Below are 12766 nucleotides of genomic sequence, written 5' to 3' on the forward strand. Positions count from 1 at the left end.
TCAGGGGGCGCTTTCGCGGAGGGCCAGGCGGTGGGGTGCCACCAGTTCCCGGGGCGGCGCGCCGCGGTCGGCGGCGAGGCGGTCGGCGAGCAGGTCGACGGCGAGGCGGGCGATCCGCTCCTTGTCCGGGGCGACGGTGCTGAGGGTGGGAATGGAGAAGCGGCCGTCCTCGATGTCGTCGAACCCGGCCACCGCCACGTCCTCGGGCACCCGCAGCCCGGCCACGTGCAGTGCGCGCAGGGCGCCGAGGGCGAGGGTGTCGTTGAAGCAGAAGACCGCGTCGGGGCGTACGCCGGAATCCAGCAGGGCACGCATGGCGGCCGCGCCGTCGGCCCGGTGCCAGGCGGCCGCTGGGGCCACCAGGCGCTCGTCGTACCCGAGGCCGGCGTCGGCCAGCGCGGCGGCGTAGCCGGCCAGGCGGAGCCGGGCGCTCGCGCCCTCGGGGGTGCGTTGGGCGCCGATCGCGGCGATCCGGCGGCGGCCGAGGCCGACCAGATGCGCGGTGATCTGCCGGGCGGCGGTCACGTTGTCGATCATCACGTGGTCGGCCGGGCCGTGGTCCACCCGCTCGCCGAGCAGCACCATGGGCAGGCCGTCGAGGTCGGCGAGGTCGGCGGCGGTGAGCGCGAGCGGGCTGAAGATCAGCCCGTCGATCAGATGGTCGCCGATCCCCCGGGCCGCCTTCCGTTCCTGCTCGGGGCCGCCGCCGGTCTGGTCGATCAGCACCGTCCAGCTGTGCTCGGCGGCGGCGGTGACCACGTGCCGGGCCAGCTCGGCGAAGTAGGGGATGTCCAGCTCCGGCACGGCCAGGGCGATCACCCCGGTCCGCCCCTTCCGGAGGCTGCGGGCCGACAGGTTGGGGCGGTAGTTGAGCTCGGCGATGGCCTGCTCGACCCGGGCCCGGGTGTCCGGCCGCACGTGCTGGTAGCCGTTCACCACGTTGGACACCGTCTTCACCGACACGCCGGCCCGTTCGGCGACGTCCTTGAGCCTGTGTCGCACTGGCCCGTCCTCCCCTGTCGGCTCTGCCGGCACTGTATCGCGCCGAGACCTCTTTACAACGTTGATTACAACGTTGTAGAAACCGGAGGTACGGGGTGACCGAGGTCACCCCGACCGGTACGAGGAAAGGTGGCACCCGTGCGGAGCGCGCAGCTGACGATCGACCCGTCGTTCACCATCGGAGCGGCCGACCGCCGTCTCTTCGGTTCCTTCGTCGAGCACATGGGGCGCTGCGTCTACGGCGGTGTCTACGAGCCGGGCCACGCCACCGCCGACGCCGGCGGCTTCCGCCGGGACGTCCTGGATCTGACCCGGGAACTGGGCGTCTCCGTGGTGCGCTACCCCGGCGGCAACTTCGTCTCCGGCTACCGCTGGGAGGACGGCGTCGGCCCGGTCGGCGACCGGCCGCGCCGGCTCGACCTGGCCTGGAAGACCATCGAGACCAACGCGTTCGGGCTGGGCGAGTTCATGGCCTGGGCGGCGGAGGCCCGCGTCGAGCCGATGATGGCGGTCAACCTCGGCACCCGGGGTGTGCAAGCGGCCTGCGACCTACTCGAATACGCCAACCACCCGGGCGGCACCCAGCTGTCGGACCTGCGCCGCAAGCACGGCGCCGAGGAGCCGTACGCGGTGCGGCTCTGGTGCCTCGGCAACGAGCTGGACGGGCCCTGGCAGGTGGGCCACAAGACCGCCGACGAGTACGGCCGACTCGCGGCCGAGACCGCCCGCGCGATGAAGAAGATCGACCCGTCGATCAGTCTGGTCGCCTGTGGCAGCTCCAACCGGCGGATGCCCACCTTCGCCTCCTGGGAGGCGACCGTCCTGGAGCACACCTACGAGCACGTCGACTACATCTCCGCCCACACCTACTACGACCCGTCCGACGGCGACCGGGCCAGCCTCCTGGCCTCCGCGGTGGACATGGACAACTTCATCCGCGACGTGGTGGCCACCGCCGACCATGTGGCCGCCCGGCTGCGCCAGCGGCGGAAGCTGAAGATCTCCTTCGACGAGTGGAACGTCTGGTACGAGTCCCGCCTGCAGGCCGACCTGGACCGGCGCGGCTGGGTCGAGGCGCCGGCGCTGATCGAGGACGACTTCACCGCGGTCGACGCGGTGGTGGTGGGGGACCTGCTCATCACCCTGCTCCGGCACGCCGACCGCGTCGGGGTGGCCTGCCAGGCACAGCTCGCCAACGTCATCGCCCCGATCCGTACCCGCACCGGCGGGCCGGCCTGGCGGCAGAGCATCTTCCACCCGTTCGCCCTCACTGCCCGCCACGCTCGCGGCACGGTGCTGCGTACCGAGCCGGTCTCGCCCACCTACCCCACCGGGAAGTACGGCGACGTGCCGGTGCTGGACACCGTCGCGGTGCACGACGAGGAGGCCGGCGAGCTGGCCGTCTTCGCGGTCAACCGCGACCAGGACGACCTCGTCGTCGACCTGGACCTGCGCGGGCTGCCCGGCCTGCGCGCCCGGGAACACCGCGCTCTCGCCGCCGGGGTCGACCCGACGGCCACCAACACCGAGACCGAGCCCGAGCGGGTGACGACCCGCGGGCTCCCCACCCCCACCCTCGACGGCGGCCGGTGCTCCGTGGTGCTGCCCGCCTGCTCCTGGAATCTGCTGCGCTTCGCACCCCAGCCGTGACCAGGAAATACCGCATCCCGTCCCCCAAGGAGTACCCATGATCCAGAACGAGATGAGCCGGCGGCGCCTGCTCAGCCTCGGCGTCGGGCTCGGCGCCGCGGCCACCCTGAACCTGGCCGGCTGCGGCGGCAGCAGCATCTCCGACAAGCCGAGCGCCGCCGGCAACGGCGGCAAGGACTACACCGGCCCCAAGGTCGACCTGAAGCTGTGGAACGGTTTCACCGGCGGCGACGGCGAGATCTTCAAGCAGTTGGTCACCCAGTTCAACGGCGAACACCAGAACATCGCGGTCAGCGTGGTGACCTACGAGTGGCAGGACTACTACAGCAAGCTTCCCGGTGCCGTCTCGAGCGGCAACGGCCCCGACATCGCCGTCATGCACATGGACCAGCTCGCCACCTTCGCCGCCCGCGGGGTGATCATGGAGCTGGACGACGTGGCGAAAACGCTGGAACTCAGCGAGGGGGACTTCGCGCCGACCGTCTGGAAGGGCGGCCTCTACCACGACAAGCGGTACGGCATCCCGCTCGACATGCACCCGCTGGGCCTCTACTACAACAAGGCGGCCATGCAGCGGGCCGGCCTCGACCCGAACAAGCCGCCGACCACCAAGGACGAGTACACGGCGGCGCTGACCGAGCTGAAGAAGGCGGGGATCCAGGGTTTCTGGGTCAGCCCGTTCCAGTTCACCGGCGGAATGACCTACTACTCGCTGCTGCACCAGTGGGGCGGCACCCTCTTCGACGGGGAGGTCGCCAAGGCCACCTTCAACTCCGATCCCGCGGTCGAGGCGTGCACCTGGCTGGTGGACATGATCAAGCAAGGGTTCTCGCCGGCCAACGTGGGCCAGGACGCCGACTACCTGGCCCTCAAGAGCGGCAAGAACGCCTTCAACTGGAACGGCATCTGGCAGGTCAACGACCTGAAGAAGAGCCCGGACGTGCAGTGGGGCGTCGCGCCGCTGCCGCAGATCGGCAGCCAGCAGGCGGCCTGGGCCAACTCACACAACTTCACCATCGTCAAGCAGCGCAGCGCCGACAACAACAAGGTCGCCGGCGCGAAGGTCTTCATCAACTGGCTCAGCCAGCACTCGTTGGACTGGGCCAAGGGCGGCCAGGTGCCCGCCCGCAAGGCGGTCCGGGAGAGCGCCGAGTTCAAGGCGCTGCCGGAGATCAGCTCGCTCGCGCCGGAGCTGGCGTACGCCGCGTTCCCGCCAGCCGCGCCCGGCCTGGGAGAGGTGATGACCACCTTCTACAACGCCTTCAACGAGGCGGCGCTGGGCAAGAAGTCCCCGAAGCAGGCGCTGGACGACGGCGTGGCCAAGGCGAACAAGCAGCTCGAGGACAACCGCAAGAAGTACGGGAGCTGATCCGCCGTGGCGGACGTGATCGAGGTCGGGGCGGCGCGCGGAGACGCGCCGCCTCCGGCGAGCGGAACGCGCCGTCCGGGCGGCGTCACCGCGCGGGGGCATCGGGCCACCCCCTACCTTTTCCTCGCGCCGTACCTGGTCCTGTTCCTGGTGTTCGGGCTGCTGCCGATCCTCTTCGGGGTCTGGATCAGCCTGCACCAGTGGGACCTCCAGCTGCCCAACCGGCCCTTCATCGGGCTGGACAACTACCGGGACCTCTTCTCCAGCGACTCGGCGATCTACGGCGACTGGTGGTCCAGCCTCCGAGCCACCGCGATCTTCACCATGCTGTCGGTACCGCTGCTGATCGTCGTACCCCTGGGGCTGGCCCTGCTGCTCAACCGTTCCTTCCCCGGGCGGACCTTCTTCCGGGCCGCCTTCTTCGCCCCGTACGTCCTCGGCGTCGCGGTGATCGGCCTGCTCTGGCGCTTCCTGCTCGACGCCAACCTGGGCCTGGTCAACCGGCTGCTCGGGGTGCTCGGCCTGCCCTCCGACACGCCCTGGGTGACCGACGTGCCGTGGGCCTGGGTGTCGCTGGTCGGGGTGACGGTGTGGTGGACCTGCGGCTTCAACGCGGTGATCTACCTGGCCGGGCTGCAGGACATTCCGGCCGAGCTGTACGAGGCGGCCCGGGTGGACGGGGCGAACGGCTGGGACCGGTTCCGGCACGTCACGCTCCCCGGCCTGCGCCCGGTGCTGCTCTTCGTGCTGACCACCACGATCCTCGCCTCGGCGAACGTCTTCGGGCAGTCCTTCCTGATCACCCAGGGTGCGCCGGGCGAGCAGACCCGGACGGTGGTCTGGCGGATCGTGGACGAGGGGCTGCGGTACTACGACGTCGGCAGCGCGGCCGCGATGAGTGTGCTCTTCGCGCTGATGCTCGCCGTGGTCAGCGTCCTGAACTTCCGGCTGTTCCGCTACCGGGAAGACTGAGGGGGCGACGATGACGAGTCTGCGTGGGGCCGTGCGCTACGCCGTCCTGCTGCTGATCACCGCGGTCTTCGTGACCCCGCTGGTCTGGATGGCCCTCACGTCGGTGAAGACCTACGCCGACGCCCAGCAGGACCCACCGAGCTGGCTGCCGAACCCGTTCTCCACCTACGGATACGACCAGATCATCAACAACACCGCCAACCCGGTGCTACGCTGGTTCGTCAACAGCATGCTGGCGGCCAGCCTGCACACCCTGCTGGTGCTGGCCACCGCCGCCATGGCCGCGTACGCCCTGGCGCGGATGCGGTTCCGGGGCCGGGCGCTGAGCTTCGCGCTGATCGTGGGGACGCTCTTCCTCCCGCCGACCTCGCTGATCATCCCGAACTTCGTGATCGCCGATCGGCTGGGCTGGCTCGACACGCTGACCGTGGTGGTGGTTCCGGGCGCGGCCAGCGCGTTCGGGGTCTTCTTCCTCCGGCAGTTCTTCCTCTCGATCCCCCGGGAGCTGGAGGAGGCCGCCGTGCTGGACGGGGCGAACCACTGGCAGGTCTTCACCCGGGTACTGCTGCCGCTGTCGAAGCCGGCGCTGGCCACCCTGGCGGTGCTGTCGTTCCTCACCAACTGGAACGACTTCCTCTGGCCGGTCTATGTGCTGTTCAGCCCGGAGCGGCTCACCCTCCCCGCGGGCCTCGGCCTGCTCCAGGGCGCCTACGTCACCGACTACCCGGTGATCATGGCGGGGGCGGTGCTGGCCAGCGTGCCGGTGCTGATCCTCTTCGTGGCCGCCCAACGACACATCATCCAGGGTGTCTCGCGCAGCGGCCTGAAGGGATGATCGGCGGGCGGACCCGACGGAGCGGCGCGGCCCTGGCCGCCGCGTTGCTCGTCGCCGGTTGCGGCAGCGAACCAATGTCGAGCACGCCGGAGGAGGCGCGTGTGTTCACCAACCCGGTCGTCCGGACCGACGCCCCCGACCCGCAGGCGATCCGGGTCGGCGGGACCTGGTATCTGTTCCACACCAACAGCGGCGGCCGGAACGTCCCGGTGCTCACCTCCCCGGACCTGGTCGACTGGATCCCCGCCGGGGACGCCCTGCCCGAGCTGCCCGACTGGGCCGACGCCGGGAAGACCTGGGCACCGGAGGCGATCCAGCTCGACCCGGACCGGTTCGTCCTCTACTACACCGTCGCCGACCGGGCCTCCGGGCGGCAGTGCGTGGGCCGCGCGGTGGCGGCCACCCCCCTCGGGCCGTACCGGGACGACTCGTCCGGGCCGCTGATCTGCCAGGCCGACCTGGGCGGCTCGATCGACGCCAGCCCCTACCGGGACGCCGACGGCAGCCTCTGGCTGCTGTGGAAGAACGACGGCAACGCGATCGGCGTGGACACCTGGCTCTGGTCGCAGCGCCTCTCCCCGGACGGGCTGCGGCTGACGGGCAGGCCGACCAGGTTGCTGAAGCAGACCGAGGCGTGGGAGGGCGCGCTGGTGGAAGGGCCGTTCCTGCACCGGCACGACGGCCGGCTCTACCTCTTCTTCGCCGCCAACGCCTACGACCGGGACACGTACGCCGAGGGCTACGCGGTCTGCGAGAGCCCGGCCGGGCCGTGCGTGAAGGCCCCGGAGAACCCGATCCTGAAGTCCAACGCGGTCGCCTCCGGCCCCGGGCACGCCTCGTTGGTGGAGCAGGACGACCGCACCTGGCTGCTCTATCACGCCTGGCCGCCGGGGCAGGAGGGCAGCGTCGACCCCGGCCGCCAGGTCTGGCTGGACGAACTCGTCTGGCAGGACGGCAGACCCGTTCTCCATGGCCCCACCGTCGAGCCCCAGCCGAGGCCCTGACCGCGCGACCCTGAGCCTCGCGGGGCGCGGGTCAGCGGAGGGCGGGGACGTTCCACCCCGGCACCGGGAGCGGTAATCCGACACCAGCCGTGTCGGAGAGGCCACGATCCGCAGTGTGCGACGGGTCACCCTCGGGCGTTCGGTCCCACCTGGGCATCGATCCGCCGGGAAGTCTTGCGCCGCCTGGCGATTGATGAAATTTTCCTACCAGCGGCGAATGCTCTGCGGCGAATCTTTCCGGATGCGCCCCGGCGCCCGTCGCCACCCGACACCTCCCGGAGCCCAACGAAGGGAACCGCACCGCATGAAGGCAACTCGGCTCAGCGCCGCCGGGCTGGCCGTGGCGCTGCTCGGCGCACTCGTCGCCGGCACCCCCGCGCGCGCCGCGGACACCGACGCCACGACCACCTCCTCGACCACCTGCACCACCGACCCGGCCACCCCGAAGCGGCAGTTCCGGGCCATGTGGATCGCCTCGGTGACCAACATCGACTGGCCCAGCAAGGCCTCCTGGACCGCGCCGGACCAGGTCGCCAAGCAGAAGGCGGAGTACCTGGGCTGGCTCGACCTGGCCCAGCAGCTCAACCACAACGCCGTCGTCGTCCAGGTCCGCCCGACGGCGGACGCGTTCTGGCCGTCGCCGGTGGAGCCCTGGTCGGAGTACCTGACCGGGGTACGCGGCCAGGACCCGGGCTGGGACCCGCTGGCCTTCCTCGTCGAGGAGTCGCACAAGCGGAACCTGGAGTTCCACGCCTGGTTCAACCCGTACCGGGTCTCCATGCCGGCCCCGGGCGGCGCCGGCGCCGACCTGTCGAAGCTCGCCCCGAACTCGCCGGCCCGGCAGCACCCGGACTGGGTGTTCGCCTACCCGCCGGCCGGGGTCGCCGGCAGCCGGCTCTACTACAACCCCGGCATCCCCGAGGTCCGCGAGTTCGTCCAGACCGCGATGATGGACGCGGTCAACCGGTACGACATCGACGGCGTGCACTTTGACGACTACTTCTACCCGTACCCGAGCGGCACCTACCAGTACCCGGACGACGCCACCTTCGCGCAGTACAACCGGGGCTTCACCAACCAGGCCGACTGGCGGCGGGACAACATCAACCTGCTCATCCAGGAGATGAACGCCAAGATCAAGGCGGTCAAGCCGTGGGTGAAGTTCGGCGTCAGCCCGTTCGGCATCTGGCGCAACAAGTCGGCCGACCCGAACGGCTCGGACACCACCGGCTCGCAGTCCTACGACATCATCTCCGCCGACACCCGTAAGTGGATCAAGGAGGAGTGGATCGACTACGTGGTGCCGCAGCTCTACTGGTACATCGGCCAGTACCCGGCCGCCGACTACGCCCGGCTGGTGCCGTGGTGGGCCGAGCAGGTGCGCGGCACCAAGGTCCAGCTCTACATCGGCCAGGCCGACTACAAGAGCGGTGACCCCGCGTACGGGTCGTTCTGGATGAACCCGAACGAGCTGTCGAACCACCTGACGCTCAACCGGTCGTACCCGGAGGTGCTCGGCAACGTGCACTTCTCTGCGGTGCAGGTGAGGGCCAACCGGCTCGGCGCCACCGACAACTACGCGGCCGAGCACTACTCCCGCCCGGCGCTGGTGCCGGCGATGGCGCAGCTGCCGGCCAAGCCGCTGCTCTTCCCGGTGATCACCGGGGCCCACCGGCAGGCCGACGGGGTGCACCTGACCTGGCGGCAGCCGGCGGACGGCAACGGCCCGTTCGGCACCGCCACCTCGTACGCCGTCTACCGGTTCGACGGCACCGGGAAGGCCGAGGCGTGCGCCTTCGCCGACGCGTCCCACCTGGTGGCGACCGTCCGGGGCACTGCGGGTGACGTGCAGTCCTGGGTCGACGCCGACGCCGCGGCCGGCCAGAGCTACACGTACTACGTGACCGCGCTCGACCGGGTCTGGAACGAGGGCCCGGCCAGCCCGGCGCGCGTCGTGCGCTGACCCACCTCCGAATGCCCCCGGCCGCCCCCGGCGACCGGGGGCATTCGTCTGTTTCGACGTATGTCACCAAACCGTAGCCTGGCCGCCGTTGCCCATCCATCGATGAAAGTCGACACTTGGTGATCACCCGTGCTCCTTGTCCGAGCCCCGACCCACGGAGGATCCCGTGTCCCGTCGCCTCGCCACCGTCCTCGCTTCCGGCGCGTTCGCGCTGCTCACCGCCCTCGGTGTCGCCTCGCCCGCGCAGGCCGCCGTGAGCCGTGAGCAGAAGCTCAGCGTGCTGTCGGGCTGGACCCAAACCAGCGCCACCAGCTACAACGCCTGGAACGCCGGCCGACTGAACAAGGCCGCCTGGTCCGCGTACGCCTTCGACTGGTCGACCGACTACTGCTCGTCCAGCCCGGACAACCCGCTCGGCTTCAACTTCGAGCTTTCCTGCTACCGGCACGACTTCGGCTACCGCAACCACAAGGCGATGGGCATCTTCTCGGCCAACAAGGCGCGCCTCGACAGCGCCTTCTACGAGGACCTGAAACGGGTCTGCGCCACCTACAACTCGGTGGTCCGCCCGGCCTGCACCAGCCTCGCCTGGACGTACTACCAGGCGGTCAAGAACTTCGGCTCCGTCGCCGCCGTCAAGCAGGCGGACCTCGACCGCGCCGCCCGGATCAAGGCCGACGCCGAGCGCCGCGCCGCCCTGCCCTCCTGACCCCCGCCCCGCCTCGGCTGATCAAGAAGTTCGCATCGGCATACCGGCGCGAACTTCTTGATCAACCTGCGGTGGAGCGGCGCGGCGACGGGGCGGAGGAGCGGGTGGGGGCGATGAAGCGGGGGGAGTCGGGGGCGAGGTCGGGGTGGTCGACGCCGAGGGCCAGGGCGGCCGCCTCCTCCAAGGCCAGCTCGCCGCCCGCGCCGTACGCGGTGTCGAACGCCGCGTCGCCGAGCGCCCGGCGCAGCTCCGCCTGCCGGGCCAGCCAGTACGGCCCGTAGATGCCGGGGGTGGCCCGCAGGTTCGCCCGGGTGGCCTGGGCTGCGCCGAAGAGTCGGGCCGCGGTCACCGGGTCCCCGCCCAGCGCGCAGCGCACCGCGATCGCGTTCACCGTGTCGCAGGCCCGGCCCAGGTAGCCGTGGTTCATCCGGGAGCGGAGCGCCACCAGCAGGTGTTCGTGCGCGGCGACCAGGTCGTCCCGGGCCAGCGCCACCATGCCGAGGAGCATGTCCACCGAGCGGCGCCCCCGCTCGACCGGGCGGGCCGCCTCGACCGGGCGGGCCGCGCCGAGCAACTCGGCTGCCTCGTCCAGCGCGCCCCGCCGCCAGAGCAGCTCGGCGAGGTTGTAGATGGCGTGCAGGGCGTCGGAGACGACGTCCTGCGCGTACGCCCAGTCAATCACCTCGCGGCAGACCCGTTCCGCCTCCACGAACTGTCCCATGTCGACCAGCGGCGCGGCCCGGCCCGCTAGCACCCGGGCGAGCAGCCCCAGGTCACCGGCCTGCCGCGCGGCCGCCTCGGCCCGCTGCGAGTAGCGCAGCTCCTCGGCGAACTCACCGTCCGCGCCGGCGTGCAGCGAGTGCAAGTGGTACGCCGCGGCCAGCTCCGCCTCCGGAATCGCCTCGCCGGTCTCGGCGATCCGGCCGTACAGCCGGAACAGCCAGAGCCGCCCCTCCCGGGCCAGCCCCCGCTCCCGCCACCACTGGTCCAGCATGCCGGCCAGCCGCAGCCCGGTGCGGGGGCTACCGCCGGTGGCGCACCAGCGCAGCGCGGCCCGCAGCTCCGCGGCGAGCGGGTCGAGCGCGTACAGGGAGAGGGTGACCGGGTGGCCGTCCGAACCCAGGTGGGCGCGTTGCAGGGTGTGGCTGCACCAGGCGACGTGCCGGTCCCGGGCGGTCTGCTCCTCGCCGGCCTCCACCAGCCGCCGGGCCGCGTACGCCCGGATCGGGTCGAGCATCCGGTAGGTGCTGCCCGAGGCGTGCGGCTCGGCCAGCACCATGGACTTGTCCACCAGCACCGAGAGCGGGTCGAGCGGATCCTCGTCGAGCAGCCACTGCACGGTCGGCAGGTCCACCCGCCCGGCGAAGACCGCCAGCCAGCGCAGCAACCGGGCCGAGCGCGCCCCGAGCGTCCGGTACGACCAGGTGACCGTGGCCTGCATGGTCAGGTGCCGTTCGGCGGCCGAGCGGTGCACCGCGCGGGTCGCCGGGGCGGGCGGACCACCCCCGGCCGCCACCGGGTCGACCGGGTCCTGGTTGCCGCTCCCCCCGGGCTCCCCCACCGGGGGCGGCTCCGGCTTCTCCCGCCCGGCGTCCAATGTGGCCAGCATGTCGTCGAGACGCTCGGCGAGCTGCCCGGCGGAGAGCACCCGCAGCCGCGCCGCCGCCAGCTCGATGGCGAGCGGCAGCCCGTCCAGCCGGCGTACCACCCGGCGCAGGTCGACCTGCTCGGTGGGATCCGGCGCTCGGCCGCCCCGGGCCGCCGCCGTCCGGTCCAGCAGCAGGGCCACCCCGTCGCTCTCCCCGCCGTCCGGGCGGGGCTCCACCGAGAGCGGCGGGATCCGCCACACCGCCTCACCGGGGAGGCCGAACGACTCGCGGCTGGTGGCGAGCACCCGGACGTCCCGGGCGCCGGCCAGCAGTCGGGAGATCACCGCGGCCGAGGCCGCCGGCTGGGCGTCGCAGGTGTCCAGCACGACCAGCATCCGGCGGGCGGCCGCGTACTCCACCAGGGTGTCCACCATCGGGCGGCCGGGCTCTGGGCGGAGCCCAAGCACCGCGGCGATCTCGAACGCGACGAGGCCCGGGTCGGTCACCGCGGCGATGTCGACGAACCACACCCCGTCCGGATACGCCTCGACGACCCCGCCGGCCAGCTCCACCGCCAGCCGCGTCTTGCCGGCACCGCCCGCGCCCAGCACGGTCACCAGGCGGTACGTCTCGACCAGCCGCTTCAGCTCGCCCCGTTCCACCTCCCGCCCGACGAACGAGGTGACCTGGGTGGGCAGGTTGTGCGCCACCGCGTCGGCGGTACGCGGCCGGGGGAAACTCCGTTCCAGGCCGGGCGCCACCAGCTGGAACAGCCGCTCCCGGTCGTCGAAGCCGCGCAGCCGGTGCAACCCGAGGTCCAACAGGGACGCTCCGTCCGGCAGCGGATCGGCGTGCCGGGCGGTCACCCCCGAGCAGAGGACCTGTCCACCGTGAGCGGCGGCGGCCACCCGGGCGGCCCGGTGCACCTCCGGGCTGGCGTACTCGCCGTCGCGGGGTTCCACGTATCCGGTGTGCAGGCCCATCCGGACCCGCGGCGCGGCCTCCGGGGTGGGCCAGTCGTGGCCGGCCAGGGCCAGTTGCGCGGTCAGGCAGGCGGTGACCGCCGCGGCCGCGTCCGGGAAGGCGAGGAAGAACGAGTCCCCCTCGGTCAGCAGCTCCGCCCCGTCGGCCAGCGTGTGGCGCAGCAGCCGGCGATGTTCCCGCAGCACCGCCGGGTAGCCCGGACCGAGCAGCTGGGCCAGCCGGGTGGAGCCCTCGATGTCGGTGAACACGAAGGTCACCCATCCGCTCGGGAGGTCGATCCGTGGCGACATGCGTGGAACCTCCGCCCCGTGACGTCGGGCTCCATGCTGCCCTATGTTCGGGCGATCACGCATCGTGAGAACGGTCGGGCAGCACCCGACCAAGGTCCCACCGGGTGGCCCCGGCAGCACGAACGGATCGACCGGCGAGACGAGGTCGCCGGCGGTCAGCAGCCGCAGGCGCCGCCGCAGCAGCCCCCACCGGCCGGGGCGGACGCCCCGCCGACCGGGCCGGCGCCACCGCGGCCGGTGACCGCGACGGTCGACAGCAGCTTCACGGTGTCGGCGTGTCCCTGCGGGCAGGATGCCGGCTGGCCGGCCTCGGCCATCGGCCGGTTGACCTCGAAGGTGTCGCCGCAGGCGCGGCAGCGGAACTCGTACCGGGGCATGCCACCAGCGTACGACCGGGTC

At 71.8% G+C, this 12766-nt stretch carries 10 protein-coding genes; 7 read left to right on the top strand and 3 right to left on the bottom strand.

Translation table 11 applies throughout. The features are described from left to right. On the bottom strand, positions 1-1002 hold the full coding sequence (locus tag ABZ783_RS16190; RefSeq protein ID WP_357438393.1) for a LacI family DNA-binding transcriptional regulator: 1002 nt from the start codon (positions 1000-1002) through the stop codon (positions 1-3). 138 nt (positions 1003-1140) lie between these two features. On the opposite strand from ABZ783_RS16190, the gene ABZ783_RS16195 reads away from it, so the two are divergent. The 7 genes from ABZ783_RS16195 (at position 1141) to ABZ783_RS16225 (ending at position 9504) form a co-directional block, all read left to right on the top strand. Further along, positions 1141-2652 carry an alpha-N-arabinofuranosidase gene (locus tag ABZ783_RS16195; RefSeq protein WP_357438395.1) on the top strand — a complete coding sequence of 504 codons (1512 nt, stop codon included), beginning with the start codon at positions 1141-1143 and terminating at the stop codon, positions 2650-2652. Positions 2653-2689: 37 nt separating this feature from the next. Then, the gene (locus ABZ783_RS16200; protein ID WP_357438398.1) at positions 2690-4021 is read left to right on the top strand and encodes an ABC transporter substrate-binding protein; all 1332 of its coding nucleotides are present in this window, start codon (positions 2690-2692) and stop codon (positions 4019-4021) included. Positions 4022-4027: 6 nt separating this feature from the next. Continuing rightward, entirely contained in the window at positions 4028-4993 is a 966-nt protein-coding gene (locus tag ABZ783_RS16205) for a sugar ABC transporter permease (RefSeq protein WP_357438400.1), read from the top strand. 10 nt (positions 4994-5003) lie between these two features. Continuing rightward, positions 5004-5828: a carbohydrate ABC transporter permease gene (locus ABZ783_RS16210; RefSeq protein ID WP_357438403.1), complete on the top strand. Its 825-nt coding sequence runs from the start codon at positions 5004-5006 to the stop codon at positions 5826-5828. A gap of 101 nt (positions 5829-5929) precedes the next feature. Beyond that, on the top strand, positions 5930-6832 hold the full coding sequence (locus ABZ783_RS16215; RefSeq protein ID WP_357438406.1) for a glycoside hydrolase family 43 protein: 903 nt from the start codon (positions 5930-5932) through the stop codon (positions 6830-6832). A gap of 304 nt (positions 6833-7136) precedes the next feature. Continuing rightward, entirely contained in the window at positions 7137-8795 is a 1659-nt protein-coding gene (locus ABZ783_RS16220) for a family 10 glycosylhydrolase (RefSeq protein ID WP_357438409.1), read from the top strand. A gap of 166 nt (positions 8796-8961) precedes the next feature. Then, positions 8962-9504 carry a phospholipase gene (locus tag ABZ783_RS16225; RefSeq protein ID WP_357438412.1) on the top strand — a complete coding sequence of 181 codons (543 nt, stop codon included), beginning with the start codon at positions 8962-8964 and terminating at the stop codon, positions 9502-9504. 61 nt (positions 9505-9565) lie between these two features. Here the strand turns inward: ABZ783_RS16225 and ABZ783_RS16230 are convergent, their stop codons facing one another. Then, positions 9566-12367, bottom strand: coding sequence for an adenylate/guanylate cyclase domain-containing protein (locus tag ABZ783_RS16230; RefSeq protein ID WP_357438414.1), 2802 nt, complete (start codon positions 12365-12367; stop codon positions 9566-9568). A 155-nt stretch (positions 12368-12522) separates the two neighbouring features. Continuing rightward, complete coding sequence (locus ABZ783_RS16235) at positions 12523-12744, bottom strand: zinc ribbon domain-containing protein (RefSeq protein WP_073834410.1); 222 nt, start codon at positions 12742-12744, stop codon at positions 12523-12525. Positions 12745-12766: the final 22 nt, after the last annotated feature.

This window comes from Micromonospora sp. NPDC047738 (assembly GCF_040642675.1).
Lineage (GTDB): Bacteria > Actinomycetota > Actinomycetes > Mycobacteriales > Micromonosporaceae > Micromonospora.